The following is a 16,077-nucleotide window of genomic DNA, read 5'->3' on the forward strand; positions in this document are numbered from 1 at the left end:
GGCTGAAGGAATAGTGGATGAGCGATCATTTTAAACAGCAGGCAGCTGAGCGTGCAGCGGATGATGTGACCTCGGGAATGCGGCTTGGCATCGGAACCGGGTCGACGGCGGAATTCTTCGTGCACGCACTGGCGAAGCGTGTGGGAGAGGGACTGGACGTCATCGGTGTGCCGACGTCGGAAAGAACGCGGGAGCTGGCCTCCGGACTTGGTATCCGCCTGACGACGCTGGAAAATCTTCCGGAACTTGACCTGACGATCGACGGAGCGGATGAGTTTGATGCCGGACTCGCTCTGATCAAGGGCGGTGGTGGCGCGCTGTTGCGTGAAAAGATCGTTGCGGCTGCATCAGGACAGATGACCGTGATCGCGGACAGCAGCAAGGAAGTGGCAAGTCTTGGACAGTTTCCCTTGCCAATTGAGGTCGTCCCGTTCGGTCTGCAGGCCACAAGCAACGCTGTCTTGAGCGTATTCGACGACCTTGGTCTGCCGCAGAAACTGGAATTGAGAGGGGGCAGTGGGCAGCCCTTTGTCACCGACGGTGGCCATTACATCCTGGATGCGCATCTTGAGGCCATACCTCAGGCGCAATCTCTGGCTAACCGGCTCGTGGCGATACCGGGCGTTGTTGAACATGGTCTGTTCATCGGACTTGCAACAAAAGCTTACGTGGCGGGCTCGGATGGGGTAAAGACCGTCTTGCCTGTCTGACTGTTTTGGATTTGGCCTCCGCAGAAATTTCCGGAGTGCCGCGTAGGAGTAGAAAAATGACACTTATGAAAGCACTTCCGCGGGCGGCCGTATTGGGTGCGGTAATGTCGGCCGTTGGAATTTTTACATCGGCGGCGATTGCACAGGACGCAATTTCCGAAAGCCATATGGCAGCGGCCAAGAACGTGGCCGAAGTCACAAAGGTTCTGGAGCCTTTCGACGAAATCCTGCCGATACTTGCCGAACAGACGCGGACCGCATTCATTCAGGCGGAACCGACTCGTGCCGAGGAAATCATCGAAATCACGCAGGACGTGGCGCTGCAGCTCGCGCCGACCCGGTCTGATCTGAACAAACTGGTTTATCAGGCCTGGGCAACCAATTTTACCGAAGAAGAGCTGAACCAGTTGGCTGAATTCTACACCACTGATCTTGGACAAAAGCTCACCAGCGCACTGCCGGCCGTGACACAGCTTTCCGTGGGTGCTGCCCGGGAATGGCAGGACAAGCTTTCCACTGACATGGTGACGATGGTCCAGCAGGAACTGCAAAAGAGAAACAAGGTTGAATAAACGTTCCGATAACGGGGACCACACAGAGAATTGAAGCTGGTATTCTGACCGGCGTTTGGGCCGCGGAAGCGGCCCAAACCGTTCCAATATCTGGTTTTCCTGGCATGGAACGCCAACGCTGGCTCAGATGACGGCTTGCACGGCGAATTACATCGCTTATGTGCGGGCAGGCTGGGAACCCGCCGGGTGTATGACGGGTGATTTCAAAAGAGGCACAAATGACCGACTACGACTACGACCTTTTTGTTATTGGCGGCGGATCGGGTGGCGTTAGGGCCGCACGCATTGCAGCAACACATGGCGCTCGTGTCGGGATTGCCGAAGAATACCGGTATGGCGGAACGTGTGTCATCCGGGGTTGCGTTCCCAAGAAACTGTTTGTCTACGCGTCAAAATTTTCCGAAGAATTTGAAGATGCGGAAGGTTTCGGCTGGTCCGTCGGGGAACGTGGTTTTTCCTGGGACAAACTGGTCGCGGCCAAGGATCAGGAAATTACGCGTCTTGAAGGCATCTACCGCCGTAACCTGGAGCGGACGAACGTGGAGGTCCACGATAGCCGGGCCGTGCTCGAGGATCCACATACCGTCCGCCTGCTGTCGACCGGCCAGACATTGACCGCAAGGTACATTCTGATCGCAGTTGGTGCGTCGCCCAATGTCGACAACAGCGTACCGGGCATGCAACACGTGATCACCTCCAACGAGGCCTTTCACATGACGGAGTTTCCGCGCAAGGTCATTGTTGCCGGTGGCGGTTACATTGCCGTTGAGTTCGCCGGTATTTTCAACGGTCTCGGGGCGGACACGACGCTGATTTATCGCGGTGAGGAAATCCTGCGCGGCTTCGATATGGATCTGAGAACCACAATTCGCCAGGAAATGGAGAAAAAGGGCATCAAGGTCATTTTGGGTGATGCGTTCTCCGCCATTGAGAAGGAAAGCGATGGGTCGCTGACCGGCAATACCAAGGGTGGCAAAAGCCTTGCTGCCGACCAGATCATGTTTGCAATCGGCCGGAATCCCCATACCAGCGATCTGGGATTGGAAAAGGCCGGTGTCGAGATTGATCGGATCGGAGCTATCAAGGTGAGTGCCGATTCTAGAACGAACATTGAGTCGATCTATGCGGTTGGTGATGTCACAAACCGTGCGAACCTGACCCCGGTTGCAATCCGTGAGGGGCACGCATTCGCCGACACGGTATTTGGCAACAATCCCTGGACGGTCGACCACAGCCTGATCGCCACGGCAGTCTTTTCCCAACCCGAGATGGGAACAGTGGGACTGACCCAGGAACAGGCGCTGGAACGCACACCAAACCTGGACATCTACAAATCCAGCTTCAGGCCGATGAAACACACCTTGTCCGGACGTGATGAGAAGATGCTCATGAAAATGATCGTCGATGCCGATACGCAAAAAGTGCTCGGCGTGCACGTTGTTGGTCCTGATGCGGGCGAACTTGCCCAGATTCTGGGTGTTACGCTCCAGATGGGTGCGACCAAGGCGGATTTCGACCGCACCATTGCCGTTCACCCGACAGCAGCCGAAGAACTTGTGACGATGCGTGAGCCGACAGAACAACTGCGTGGCTGAAACCGGTCCGTGCAAATGCGGCCATTGCCGGCAAATCTCTGCGGATGGGATGCAGGCTTAGCCTGCCGCCTTGCTGTAGGTTTCCACGTGCCCGGCTTTATCGGGGCCAGAGGATTTGCATTCGTCTGCGTCCCGTGTCGGAATGTCGGAGAAAAACGTGAACTGGCTGCGGCCCATGGCTTTGGACCGGTAGAGAGCGGCGTCTGATCGGCTGACAAGCTGCTCCCCTTCGGAACCATCCTCGGGAGCGCAGGCGATCCCGATGCTGAGGCCGACGCTTACCTTTGTGCCGTCGCCACATGAAATGGGCTCCTGGGCGGAAGCAACGAGCGTACGGCATAGCGTCTGCAACTGCGTTTTTGCCGTTTCCTTGCGGTAGATCACCATGAACTCGTCACCACCGATCCGGCAGACGAGGCCCTGTCTGCCCACTGTTTCCTGCATCCGGTGCGCCACCACCCTTATGACTTCATCTCCCGCAGCATGCCCGAAAGTGTCGTTCACGGACTTGAATTTATCGAGGTCACAATGAAGAACCGCAAAGTGCTTTTCGGGAAGTTCCTTTACCGACGTATCCAGAACCCGATTGAACAGCAGTCTGTTTCCGAGGCCTGAAAGCGTGTCGTGGAGGGCGAGATATCTGTTTTGTTGCTCACTCACCTGAAGAGAGGTCGTCAGCAGGCCTATGCGCCAGGCAATCCCGAACGCGAGTGCGCCGAGCGCAACACTCAAGATGGCGATGACCGGAATGATCGTTGGCCAGATGGATGTGCTGGCGGATTCGCTTTCCCAGCGAAACGCACCCAGCGGGATGTCGGTCTGGTCCGAGACGGGATGGATGGGCCCATCATAGTCAGCGGAAACAGTGTCGATGAATGCAAAGGAAGTGAAGTCGAGTTGAGCGTTCAACTGCTTTTGTAGCGTTTCGTCGATGTAGAGCGCGGATAGCAGTATCGTCGGAGGTCCGTCTGGAAGCGTTGTGTGAAACTTGTCCGGAATGACCGGCATTGCGCCGAATATGGCGGGCTTGCCGTCGATGCGGACATATCCCATCAACGCATAGTCCTTCGGATCAATATCAAGGAGCGAACGATACCCGAAGCCGCCTGGAACACGGACCCGGTTGCGCATGTATTTCGCGGTCAGTTTTTGAACAATGATCTCGAGTTCGGGAGTCTCGTCCAGGGGCCGCTTGATGATGTGCGTATAGTCTTCGAAGGACTCCGCGAGGACCTTTTTGTCTCCGGAGATCAACATGATCTTGTCGTGCCTGTAGTCGGTCCAGAGCGTATCGAAGCTTTGCCGCGCAAAGGCAGGATTGAAGCCTCGCACCAGGTTTTCGACCGATGTGTCGGATGACGTTATCCTGATTTGCTCCCGCACGATCGCGCGCAGTCGATCCGAGACGACACTTTGAAACAGGCGCTCTTCGTTGGCGATCGTCTGTTGCGTTGATGCCCGCGTGGCGATGAAACCGACAAACATCAGGGAAATCGACGTAACGGCGATCAGAAGACCGGCAAGCATGAACGCGAGACGCGAAATATGCTGTCTGGCAAGTTTCGGAGCTTGATCGCTATGCCTACGCCGGAATTCGCTCAAGTTGCAGTCTCTTTAAATACTACGGTTGGTTATGTGTTTCTTGCTGTTATCTCCGGGAATTTTAGATGTGAAGCCTTAACAGGGAGTTCTGATAGTAATTAATTCGACAAAATATTAGTAGTTACTAACGATATAACTTAAAAGTGAGCGATTTATTCATTGTGAAAAATAGCAGTGAATCGAATCGGGGCGAAAGAACTTCTACTTGCCCGATTGCACGCGAAAACCCGCAAGATTGTCGCTGTCTGTCTTTTTCAAATACCTGGGAACGGCAAATTCAACCACATTTCGTCCGTTTTCTTTTGCTCGGTAGAGCGCCATGTCTGCCGTCCAGATCAGGTCCTTGTCGTTCGTGCCGCATTCCGGTGCCGTTGCAATGCCGACGCTCACGCCGATCTGGACCGTCTCGCCGTTGCCGATTTCGATTGGCGCGGACATCTCGGTTCTGAGCTTGTTTGCCCGGTCTTCCAGTTCGTCGAGATTCGAATATTTCGTCATGAGGACAATGAATTCGTCCCCGCCGATCCGGCACACAACATCGTCATTGCCGAAATGGCTCTGAAATCGTTCGGCAACCCGGCAAAGGACCTTGTCTCCCACTTCGTGCCCGAAGGTGTCGTTGATAGGCTTGAACCGGTCCAGGTCGCATGCGAACAGGGCGAACCCCTTGTCGGGGAGATTATCTATCGAAAAGGAGAGGCGGTCGGAAAAGTGATGCCTGTTCGGCAGGCCGGTGAGCGCATCGTGATTGGCGAAGTGGTGGTTTTTCCGCTCGCTTTCTTCAAGTGATGTCGAGAGACGGCTGATTTTCGCGGCAATGGCAAAGGCGACAACTGCAATTATGGCCGTGATCAGAACAATGAGCGGCAACGCCATGAACCAGATGTGCAGGCCGGGTTTTTCATGATCCCACCGGAAGTATCCGAGCACCGAACCGTCAGCAGCCCAGACCAGATGATTTGTCGGATGTCTGCTCGCCGGTTCCCCGGCAAAGAACTGAAAATCACGATAGTTCAAGGCTTCGTTCAGTTCGGCGAGAAATTCATTGTCGAAATAGACTGCATTGATCAGGACTGCAGGATTGTTCTCAGTCCAGTTGACGCGACCTTCGTCCGGCAGGACAGGAACCGCGACAAGAAGAGCAGGCTGCCCGTCAATGATCGCGTATGCCGAGTTTGACACCTCGAGCAGGACGGATTGCGGCAAATACCAATCGGCAAGTCCCGTGCTTGCCTTGCGCGTGCGCGCGTCAAAGCTCTCGCGAGTCCGGTCGGCCAGATGCTTGATAACTGGATCGGCCGCAGTTGTCTCGGTGGGAAAGAGGGTGATGTCTTCGATGGCCTGTGCGATCAGGCTGCCATCTGCGTTGACAATAAATGTTCGCTCGAGATCGAACTGCTCCCACAAATCTGTAACCAGGAGATCTTCGATGAAATCCCGGTTCAGCGGGTGTTGCAGCGCCGTAAAGGTCTCGTCCCACTGTGCAAGTCCGATCTGGTCGAGCGCAATGAGTTTCTGATACTGCTTCAAAGCCGTTGTGAAACGGAGTTTGTCGCCTTCGAGTGAACGCCTGTCCGCCTCGGACCAGGCAAGATGCGCGATGAAGGTCAGGGAGGCGGTAGAGAGCACGATCAGCATCGCCGCGAGCCCATAGATCCAGATCTTTATCTGTCTCCCCGTCGCCGCCCGGCTCCCGTCCGTGGTACCCGCAATGTCGCCGCTTTTCCTGTTCCAGAACAAAATAACCGCCCCGATGTAATCCGGTCCCTTAAATAGCAAAGGAAGCTTAACGCCGGGTGGTCGAGCCCGGGTGTGGCGCGAGATGTCAACTCAAACTGGCGAGAGCCTTAACGAAACGTTCTATTTCACTTTCCGTGTTGAACGCGTGCACCGATGCCCGGACCACGGCATCTAGTCCTCTGTGTGGCAGGTCGATCCGGGCCGACGATGCCGAACTCACGGACACGTTGATCCTGGACCCGCCAAGCCGTGCTTTTGTTTGCAATGGAGTTTCGCCCGCCAGAGCGAAGGTGACTATTCCACCTTTGCGCGCTCCCTTGTCGTGCAGCGTGACGCCGGTCTGTCCGGACAGTTCGGATCTCAATTGAGCTGCGAGCGCGCAAATCCGGTTTCCGATCCGCTCCATTCCGAACCCGATTGCATAGGTCGTCGCGACGCCGAGCCCGATCTGGCCTGCCACGTATCGCTCCCAGGTCTCAAATCGCCGGGCATGCGGAACCAGGTCATAGGTGTTGTCGGCAGTCCAGTTCGCGGATTGCAGGTCGATGAAAGGAGGATCGAGCTGATCGAGCACATTGTCACTGACATACAAGAACCCGGTCCCCCTGGGGCCGCGCAGATATTTCCGTCCGGTGCCGGACAACATGTGACAGCCTATCTCGTGGACGTTCAGGGGAATTTGACCGGTCGACTGGCACGCATCCAGCAGATAAAGAACACCGGCGGCCTGTGCGATGTCTCCGACGTCTTCTGCCGGATTGATCAGACCCGAGAATGTCGGAATATGCGTCAGGGCAATCAGGCGTGTCTTCTTGCCGACAGCAGCTTTCAGGGCAGCAAGATCGATTTGCCCGCTGGCATCATCTTCCACGATATCGATCTCTATGCCTTTGCGCTGCTTCATTTGAAGAAAAGCAAGGTAGTTCGAGACATATTCGGATCTGCCGGTGACGATCCGGTCACCCTGGCGAAAATCGATTCCGTAAAAGGCCATGTCCCAGGCACGCGTCGCGTTTTCTATGTAGGCGATCGAATGCGGCTTGCAGCCGATGAGTGCTGCCAGGCTCGTATAAAAAGTGTCCATACGTGGCTTGTTTGCAGCCGCTGCCTCATAGCCCCCCAGTTGTGCTTCCAGGTCCAGATGCTGCTTCACGGCATCGAGAACCGGCTTGAGTGCCAGTCCTGTTCCGGCGTTGTTAAAGTGGATCAGCTGACTTACACCGGGGGTGTCTTCCCTCAGAACCGCAATATCCTGTCGGGAAAGGGATGGGACGATCATGACAAACCTCGGATGTGAATTTTGTTTGGTTATGGGATGCGGGCTCACGAAAGATATCGAGACGGCTCCCCAAGGAAAAAAGACCTGTACGCGATGACGATCACATATTTTGGATACGGCTCGCTCGTCAATCTTGACACCATTCCGGCTGACGCTGTGGCGACCCCTGGAACGCTGAAAGGGTGGGTCAGGGAATGGCGGGTCTGTGGCATGGGGCCGGACGGTCAGGGCCGCTGTGCACTCAGTGTTCGGGAAGATCCGGGAAACGAGATCAGGGGCGTGATGGTACGCGAGCCCCGGTCAGGTCTGAAGGAACTTGAAAAACGCGAGAAACGATACCGCAAGGTGGAAGAGGTCGGCGGATCTTTTCGCTGCGATGCTGAAAAGAAGAACGGCCCGGAAGACTTGTTTGTTTTTGTCGCAGCGCCGGATCACTACCGGTGGGGAACGGAAACACACCCGATCCTGCAAAGTTATCTCGATTGTGTTCTGGCCGGGTTCTACCGGTTTTGGGGAGAAGAGGGTGTTGCGCACTTTTTGGACACGACTGAAGGCTGGCATGTACCAGTTCTCAAGGACCGGCGAAATCCCGCCTATCCGAGGGCAGTTGCCTTGCCCGAACAGGTCCTGAGTGTCCTTGACGAGGCGACCGCAAGGCACGGCCTCACATTTCTGGATATGCCGTGAGACCTGAACAGGGGACCGGATCTTGTCAGGCAATCAAGCCCTGCAGCAGGTAACCGACAAAATAGGCAATTGCCGCCGCCGAAAGGCCGATGCCGGTCGTTTCCAGTCCTGACCAGACCCAGTTTTTGGTAGACCAGTGCGACTTGATCGAACCGATCAGGAAGAATGTAAGTGCCGTAAGTGCGGTCGTGTAGATTTCAGAGGCCCCAAGGCCCATCAGGAAGGGCAAAAGAGGCAGGCTGCCGCAAACGACAAACGCGGCAAAGGTTGCCAGAGCCGCTTTGAAAGGAGATCTGGTCGCTGCCGACAGTCCGTATTCGGATTGCATCATCGTTTCGATCCAGGTGGTCCTGTTGGATGTCACGAGACGCACGAGATCATCAAGGTCGCTGCCCTGATAGCCTTTGGACCTGAATATCTGCCTGATTTCTTCCTTTTCACCTTCTGGCGCGACGGCAATGTGTTTTTCTTCAATGGCCATCAGCCGGGCGTAATCCTCCGTTTCGGACTTTGAGCCGCTGTAATTTGCAGCCGCCATGGAAAACCCGTCTGCAAGAAGGTTTGCAACACCCAGTATCAGAATGATTTTCGGTGAAAGCGCAGCGCCCACAGCACCCGCGACGATCGCAAAGGTCGTGACTGCGCCATCGATACCACCGTATATCCAGTCCCGCAGATAACTCGCGGTCGGCTTGACAGCGAGTCTTGAAGCGATGTCGTCAGGCCTGTGGCTGTGCTCCAGTCTAGGAGTTGGCATGGGTCTGTCCTATTCTTGTGCTACGTTAGGGTGATCAGTAAGGCCCGGCCGTGCCATGATCCGTGTCAAGGCAGGGTTTCCACGCGACAAACGGTCAGGAATCGGTCTTCTACGGTTCACCGCAATTTTGGCAGATTCCCCTGTGGCATAACGGACCAACCGCGTGTATAACGCCGCACGTTTGCTTTAACCCGGCAAATGGAAACGAATGAAAATGTCGCGGACTGCGCATTCAGGTTTGAATGATGTCGCGAGTCCAGTAGGAGTAGAATAAATGGCGGACAAGTGGAGCCCGGATTCTTGGAGATCTAAACCGATCTTGCAGGTTCCGGAATACCCGGATCAAGAGGCTTTGGCGAGTGTTGAACAGCGCCTGTCGACTTATCCGCCTCTGGTTTTTGCAGGTGAGGCGCGTGCGCTGAAACAACAGTTGGCCGACGTCGCCGCGGGCAACGGTTTCCTTCTGCAGGGAGGCGATTGCGCCGAGAGCTTCGCCGAACATCATCCGGATCACATCAGGGACTTTTTCCGCGTCTTCCTGCAAATGGCCGTCGTGTTGACCTATGCAGCGAGCCAGCCGGTGGTGAAAGTCGGGCGTATTGCGGGTCAATTTGCAAAACCGCGGTCATCGAACATCGAAAAGAAAGACGATGTCGAGCTGCCGAGTTACCGTGGCGACATCATCAACGACATCGATTTCAATTCCGGCAGCCGGATACCCGATCCGAGCCGCATGGCTATGGCCTATCGCCAGTCAGCGGCAACGCTGAACCTTCTGCGTGCGTTCGCGCAGGGCGGTTTCGCGAACCTTGATCAGGTACACCAGTGGATGCTGGGCTTCATTACCGACAGCCCGCAGGGGCATCGTTACAAGGAGCTCGCGGACAGGATTACAGAGTCGCTTGCATTCATGCGCGCCTGTGGCATCAAGTCCGATAACGTGCCGCAGATGCGCGGAACGGATTTCTTCACCAGCCATGAAGCATTGCTTCTGGGGTATGAAGAAGCGCTGACACGCGTTGATTCCACTTCCGGCGACTGGTACGCGACTTCGGGACACATGATCTGGATCGGTGACCGGACACGCCAGCCGGACCATGCTCACGTGGAATTCTTCCGCGGTGTCAAGAACCCGATCGGCTTGAAGTGCGGACCATCCCTGACACCTGACGGACTGCTTGAACTGGTCGACATCCTTAATCCGGACAACGAACCGGGTCGCCTGACCCTGATCGCGCGCTTTGGTGCCGACAAGGTGTTCGATCACTTGCCGCAACTCGTGCGGGCGGTTGAGCGTGAAGGCAAGTCCGTTATCTGGTCCTGTGATCCGATGCACGGCAACACAATCACTGCCGGGGGCTACAAGACGCGTCCGTTCGATCGCATCCTGAAGGAAGTCGAAGCGTTTTTTGCCGTGCACCGCGCCGAGGGAACCCATGCAGGCGGCGTGCATGTGGAGATGACAGGTCGCAACGTGACGGAATGTACCGGAGGTGCCCGTGCGTTGACTGCTGAACAGCTTGGCGACCGCTACCATACGTATTGCGATCCGCGCCTGAATGCCGATCAGGCCCTTGAACTTGCGTTTCTCATCGCGGAAAATCTCAAGAAGGAGCGCGATGGCCGGAAGGCAGAGCCAATGGCTGCCAGCGCGTAACGACCGGCGTTGCTTACTTGACGTTAACCTAAAGGGCGGCTTGAACCGCCCTTTTTGGTATTTTTGACAATTTTTACGAAAATTGCAGCGGGACGGTAAGTCTCGTTTAACGCTCGCTCCCCATACCTGTGAACAAGAAAGGCTCGCTTGGAGGAGATGGGACATTGCGTGAGAAGTGGGATCTGTCCAGGGCTTCCTGCCTGATTGCGGAAGACAATCCTCATATGCGCACCATTTTGCGCTCGGTATTGACCGGATTCGGTATCCGATCGGTTTTTGAGGCAAGCGACGGCGCCGAAGCACTCGAACTTGTTGTCGACAGGAAGCCTGATGTCGTTCTGCTCGACTGGGTGATGAATCCGTTTGGTGGAAGCGAATTCCTGAGAATCCTGCGAGGCGACCGGGATCTCGTGATTTCGACGATGCCTGTTCTGGTCATCACGGCTCATGCCAAGCGCGCAACAATCCTGGAGGCGATCGGAATTGGTATCCATGGTTTCATTGCCAAACCGATCGCGCCCGCAATTCTTTACCGGCATATTGGTGAAATCCTGGAACGCCAGGAAATGCATGGGCGCTCGAAAGGCATCATGGGGCCAGGCTTCCAGAAGCCGGCGCGCAAGCTCAACATAACAGACATATCGAATTTGGCCCCGGAATCCCAACCCGACGACGAAGCGGGGCTCGCACTGCTCTGACGTGCCAGGGGCCGCCTTCGCGTGCGCTCGGGAGGTTTCCGAAGCGGTCCTCCCGAAGATGGTTTGGGACGAACGGAAACAAAAAATTGGGCGGCGGTCAGCAAGTCCGCTGGCATGACGAAAATCATTTCCCACCACCGGCAGGCTTTGAACCCGTGAATTGTTGCATGCTATGGACGGAACGCACTGTTGCAGCATATTCGCTCAGGGTCCCAGATGATCATCACACGTCGCAACGCACTTAAACTGGGTATCACGGCTTTTCTGACAAGCCTCGCGAGCAACGCAACTGCGCGTAAACTGACCGGTACCAAAGCGGTCGTGATAGGCGCGGGCCTTGCGGGACTTGCGGCGGCAAAACAACTGCAGGAGCGGGGTGCCGAAGTCATTGTGCTGGAGGCCGGCGATTATGTGGGCGGCCGCATCCGCACCGACATGTCCCTGGGCGCTCCATTTGAATTCGGGGCCGGGTGGATACATGGGCCAAGCCAACATAATCCGGTAAAACGACTTGCTGATGCCCTTGATGTCGGCACTTTCGTAACGGACGACGACAACCTCGAGGTGTTCGACCTGTCTGGACGACCGCTGACCGATGCAGAATACGTTCGCCTCGATGACATGTACGATCATCTGGAAACGGTGCTTTATTCTCCAGCTCGCTCGGAAACGCGCAGTGTCCATGATCTGCTCCGGGAGATCGAACCTGATATCCTGACTGACCCACTTGGGATTTGGGCCCTTTCGACGTTTTTCGAATTCGATATCGGCGCCGGGATTGAAGACATTTCTGCGCGAAACGGCTTTGCATCGGATACGTTTGATGGTGCGGATGTAATTGTGACCGAAGGTTATGATCAGGTTATCGCGCCGCTGGCGGCTGACCTGGATATTCGCCTGAACACGCCGGTCTCGCGCGTTTACCACGATGGAAACGGGGTTGAGATTGACGGGCTGCAGGCAGATTACGTTGTTTGTGCGGTGCCGCTGGGCATTTTGAAAACGGGCGACATCGTTTTCGAACCCTCTCTGCCGGAAGACGTTCAGAAGTCGATCGACCGGATCGGTTTTGGTAGTGTCACGAAAATTGCTCTGAAGTTTGAAACGCCGTTCTGGGATACCGAAACCCAGTATTTCGGGGTTATGACAGAGCCCAGGGGACGTTGGAACTATTGGCTGAACTACCGAACGTTCAGTGACGAGAATATCCTGCTTGGTTTGTCATTCGGCAGGTATGCTCCAATTGCCGACAATATGAGCAAGGAGGTCATGACCAGGGACGCGCTGGCGGTCCTTCGCTCGGTTTGGGGCGATGAAGTTACTTCACCGCAATCGGTGCTCACCACCCACTGGTCAAAGGAACCTCATTTTCGCGGCGCCTATTCCTTCCCGCGAACGGGTGGCTCTGTTGCAGACTTCACAAGGTTGGAAACCCCGATTTCAGGTCGATTGTTCATGGCGGGTGAGCACACGAATTTTGACTATCACGGCACGACGCACGGAGCCTTGATGTCAGGTCGCAGGGCCGCAAGCGACATATTGAAAGCCTGATTCAGGACCATCCATTTCGCTGACGGGTGCTCGTTCGGGACGGAGACAGCTACACGCAACAGCGTTGTTCTCGTGTTTTACGCCGTGTCCGGCCGAAATACCCTCGGGTGGATAGGGGCAATCTGGCTTTGTTTCCCGGCTTGTCGCCTTGTATTCGATCGGACCTGACCGGTCCGAAACGGGCACAATACGATTTGAGTGATTGCAACCTTTTGATCTTGCGGCTACATCAGGGACAATGACTCTTCCTGGTGCTGCTTCCATGATTTCCGATCACTTCAGACTGGCTGTCGCACAGCTCAACCCGACAGTCGGCGACGTCGCAGGCAACGCGGACCTCGTCCGCAAGGCGCGCCGGAAAGCTGCTGAAGAGGGGGCCGATCTGGTCCTCTCATCAGAATTGGTTCTCGCCGGATATCTGCCGGAAGATCTCGTGTTGAAGCGCGCTTTCGTTCGCCGGTGCATGGATGCTGCCGAGGAACTTGCCCGTGAGACCGCTGATGGCGGTCCAGCGCTGGTCATCGGTACCCCGTGGCGGGGGAGTGACGAGAAGGTCTACAATGCCGTCGTCCTGCTGGACGCGGGCGAGGTTAGAGCCGTTCGATACAAGTACGATCTCCCGAATTACAGTGTCTTTGATGAAAAACGGGTCTTTGAATCAGGACCGCTTCCAGGGCCCGTTGATTTTCGAGGTGTCCGGATAGGTCTGCCGATCTGTGAGGACATCTGGAACGACGAGGTATGCGAGTGCCTCGAGGAAACCGGAGCAGAGCTGCTGCTGGTGCCCAATGGGTCTCCCTACTGGGAAAATCGTGCTGAAGAACGGCTGCAGGTGGTGGTGTCGCGCGTTGTGCAAACCGGCTTGCCGCTGGTTTACTGCAACCAGCTCGGCGGGCAGGACGAACTCGTATTTGACGGCGGATCCTTCGCCCTCCAGGGAGATCGCTCGCTTGCCTTCCAGATGCCCCAGTTCGAGACCGCTCTCGGCATCAGTGACTGGAAGCGCGACGGGGAAACCTGGATCTGCGAGCAGGGGGAGACCGTCAAGCTTCCTGATCTTGATGAAGCCAACTGGCGCGCCTGTGTTCTCGGGCTCGGCGACTATGTCAAGAAGAACGGTTTCCCTGGCGTGGTGCTCGGACTGTCCGGCGGCATCGATTCCGCGATCTGTGCGGCCATGGCGGTCGACGCTCTCGGGCCTGACAAGGTGCACGCGATCATGTTGCCCTACCGCTATACGTCGGAAGACAGCATCAAGGACGCAGCCGAGTGCGCTGCGGCACTCGGAATTCGTTACGATACGGTTCCGATATCAGAACCGGTCGAGGGCTTCAGGTCGACGTTGAGCGGATTGTTCGAAGGGACGAACGAGGACACGACGGAAGAAAATCTTCAGTCGCGTGCCCGCGGCATCATCTTGATGGCCGTTTCCAACAAGTTCGGGCACATGGTCATGACGACCGGCAACAAGTCGGAGATGTCGGTCGGTTATGCAACGCTGTATGGCGACATGAACGGCGGTTACAATCCGATCAAGGATCTTTACAAAACACAGGTGTATCATCTTGCCGCCTGGCGCAACGAAAACATGCCGGCAGGCATGCTCGGCCCTGGGGGGGAGGTAATTCCGTCCAACATCATCACCAAGGTTCCCACGGCGGAGCTCCGGGAAAACCAGACCGATCAGGATTCCCTGCCGCCATATGATGTGCTTGACGATATTCTCGAGTGTCTCGTTGAAGAGGAAATGTCCGTCAGTGAAATCGAAAAGCGCGGTCATGACAGGGCTTTGATTCACAGGATCGAGCATTTGCTCTATATTGCCGAATACAAACGGCGACAGGCACCTCCGGGCGTCAAGATTACTGAACGAAATTTCGGCAAGGATCGCCGCTATCCCATCACAAATCGGTTCCGGGACCGCAGCTGAACTAATCCGGAGCCGACATCCTTCCCTTGAGGTCCGTTACGGGCCATCGGCTTCGTGCATATGACCTACTTTACTTTCCTGCGCGACAATGCGCGCTGGCTGTCGGCCAGCTACTTGTTGACGACGTTTTCCGGTTTCGGACAGACGTTTTTCATTTCGTTGTCGGCCGGCGATCTGCGGGCAGAATTCGGGTTGAGCCACGGTGATCTCGGTCTGCTTTACATGGTGGCGACGCTCGGCAGTGCGCTAACCCTGCCATATGTCGGAAAGAGCCTTGATCATTATCCGGTGCAGAAGATCGCAATGGCAGTGATGGCCGGGTTTGCATTGTTCTGCCTCGCCCTGGCACACGCATTTGCAGTCTGGATGGTTGCGTTTGCCTTTTACGGTCTGCGTCTGTGCGGGCAGGGCATGATGACACATACCTCGGTGACCGCAGCCGGACGGTGGTTTTCTGCGCAACGGGGCAGGGCGGTCTCGATTTCAATGCTCGGGTTTCCGACCGCCGAAGCGCTGTTTCCGCTCTGCTTCGTCATTCTGAGTGGAACTATCGGCTGGCGCGGCGCCTGGACCGTTTCGTCGCTGGTGCTGATCCTTGTCGCCATGCCCGTACTTTTCGTACTTCTGGCAAAGGACCGGATACCCTCGACGGCAGAGGTCGCCGCCGCAAAGGCCGAGGGCCGGCAGTGGACACGCGCAGAGGTGCTCCGGGATCCTCGCTTCTGGCTGGTGTCCTGCGGTGTCAATGCGCCTGCCTTTATCGGCACCGCGGTCCTGTTCCACCAGGTGTATCTCGTTGAACTGCGCGGCTGGTCTCTGGAAGTTTTTGCAAGCGCGTTTCTTCTCATGGCAAGCGGCGTCGTCATTGCATCGCTCATTATCGGGCCACTGATCGACAGGTTCTCGGCGAGACAGTTGCTTCCCTATACGCTGATGCCTTTGTGCGTTGCCTGTTTCGTTCTGGCAAATGTCGACGCACAGATTGCCGCATTCGTGTTTCTGGGACTGGTCGGGATAGGAAACGGCTTTAATGGCACACTTGTCGGCGCTTTCTGGCCGGAAGTTTATGGCACGCGTCATATGGGAGCGATACGCGCTGTCGCTTTTTCAATCATGGTCTTTGCCTCCGCAGCCGGGCCCGGACTCGTCGGCTGGCTGATTGACATCGGCGTCTCGTTCGATGCGCAGGTGACGGCAATGGGGATTTACTGTCTCGTTTTCGCCGCTGTTCTGGCATTGGCCGCGCGCGCCTACCGGTCGGATCAACATAGTTGAATTTGGCGGCAGTTTTGGGTTGCC

General features: G+C 56.1%; 13 protein-coding genes. 9 read left to right on the forward strand and 4 right to left on the reverse strand.

What is annotated here, in order from left to right:
* The first annotated feature begins 17 nt into the window (after positions 1 to 17).
* The 3 genes from rpiA to gor all read left to right on the forward strand — a co-directional run bounded on the left by rpiA (position 18) and on the right by gor (position 2,877).
* On the forward strand, positions 18 to 710 hold the full coding sequence (gene rpiA / locus ACO6TI_RS17450) for a ribose-5-phosphate isomerase RpiA (RefSeq protein ID WP_422382978.1): 693 nt from the start codon (positions 18 to 20) through the stop codon (positions 708 to 710).
* Positions 711 to 766: 56 nt separating this feature from the next.
* Positions 767 to 1,282, forward strand: coding sequence for a DUF2059 domain-containing protein (locus tag ACO6TI_RS17455; protein WP_209003842.1), 516 nt, complete (start codon positions 767 to 769; stop codon positions 1,280 to 1,282).
* A gap of 218 nt (positions 1,283 to 1,500) precedes the next feature.
* On the forward strand, positions 1,501 to 2,877 hold the full coding sequence (gor, locus tag ACO6TI_RS17460; protein ID WP_055118711.1) for a glutathione-disulfide reductase: 1,377 nt from the start codon (positions 1,501 to 1,503) through the stop codon (positions 2,875 to 2,877).
* Positions 2,878 to 2,934: 57 nt separating this feature from the next.
* Here gor and ACO6TI_RS17465 read toward each other — a convergent pair whose 3' ends face one another.
* The 3 genes from ACO6TI_RS17465 to ACO6TI_RS17475 form a co-directional block, all read right to left on the reverse strand.
* The gene (locus ACO6TI_RS17465) at positions 2,935 to 4,479 is read right to left on the reverse strand and encodes a diguanylate cyclase domain-containing protein (protein ID WP_422382979.1); all 1,545 of its coding nucleotides are present in this window, start codon (positions 4,477 to 4,479) and stop codon (positions 2,935 to 2,937) included.
* 201 nt (positions 4,480 to 4,680) lie between these two features.
* Positions 4,681 to 6,219: a diguanylate cyclase domain-containing protein gene (locus ACO6TI_RS17470; RefSeq protein WP_422382980.1), complete on the reverse strand. Its 1,539-nt coding sequence runs from the start codon at positions 6,217 to 6,219 to the stop codon at positions 4,681 to 4,683.
* Between the two features lie 85 nt (positions 6,220 to 6,304).
* Entirely contained in the window at positions 6,305 to 7,498 is a 1,194-nt protein-coding gene (locus ACO6TI_RS17475; protein ID WP_422382981.1) for an aminotransferase class V-fold PLP-dependent enzyme, read from the reverse strand.
* A gap of 93 nt (positions 7,499 to 7,591) precedes the next feature.
* On the opposite strand from ACO6TI_RS17475, the gene ACO6TI_RS17480 reads away from it, so the two are divergent.
* Entirely contained in the window at positions 7,592 to 8,185 is a 594-nt protein-coding gene (locus ACO6TI_RS17480; RefSeq protein WP_055119056.1) for a gamma-glutamylcyclotransferase family protein, read from the forward strand.
* A gap of 25 nt (positions 8,186 to 8,210) precedes the next feature.
* Here ACO6TI_RS17480 and ACO6TI_RS17485 read toward each other — a convergent pair whose 3' ends face one another.
* Positions 8,211 to 8,942, reverse strand: coding sequence for a VIT1/CCC1 transporter family protein (locus tag ACO6TI_RS17485; RefSeq protein ID WP_029066505.1), 732 nt, complete (start codon positions 8,940 to 8,942; stop codon positions 8,211 to 8,213).
* 274 nt (positions 8,943 to 9,216) lie between these two features.
* Here ACO6TI_RS17485 and ACO6TI_RS17490 point away from each other — a divergent pair, with 274 nt between their 5' ends.
* From ACO6TI_RS17490 to ACO6TI_RS17510, 5 genes are all read left to right on the forward strand, one after another.
* A complete protein-coding gene (locus tag ACO6TI_RS17490) occupies positions 9,217 to 10,599 on the forward strand; it encodes a class II 3-deoxy-7-phosphoheptulonate synthase (RefSeq protein WP_055118702.1) in 1,383 nt (460 codons plus the stop codon).
* Between the two features lie 164 nt (positions 10,600 to 10,763).
* Positions 10,764 to 11,297, forward strand: a complete 534-nt coding sequence (locus tag ACO6TI_RS17495; RefSeq protein ID WP_208992810.1) for a response regulator — start codon at positions 10,764 to 10,766, stop codon at positions 11,295 to 11,297.
* 216 nt (positions 11,298 to 11,513) lie between these two features.
* A complete protein-coding gene (locus tag ACO6TI_RS17500) occupies positions 11,514 to 12,848 on the forward strand; it encodes a flavin monoamine oxidase family protein (RefSeq protein ID WP_422382982.1) in 1,335 nt (444 codons plus the stop codon).
* Between the two features lie 262 nt (positions 12,849 to 13,110).
* Positions 13,111 to 14,778 carry an NAD+ synthase gene (locus ACO6TI_RS17505; RefSeq protein WP_422382983.1) on the forward strand — a complete coding sequence of 556 codons (1,668 nt, stop codon included), beginning with the start codon at positions 13,111 to 13,113 and terminating at the stop codon, positions 14,776 to 14,778.
* A gap of 60 nt (positions 14,779 to 14,838) precedes the next feature.
* Complete coding sequence (locus ACO6TI_RS17510) at positions 14,839 to 16,053, forward strand: MFS transporter (protein ID WP_055118700.1); 1,215 nt, start codon at positions 14,839 to 14,841, stop codon at positions 16,051 to 16,053.
* The last annotated feature ends 24 nt before the right edge of the window (positions 16,054 to 16,077 follow it).

Source organism: Roseibium album (assembly GCF_965233825.1).
Taxonomy (GTDB): domain Bacteria; phylum Pseudomonadota; class Alphaproteobacteria; order Rhizobiales; family Stappiaceae; genus Roseibium; species Roseibium album.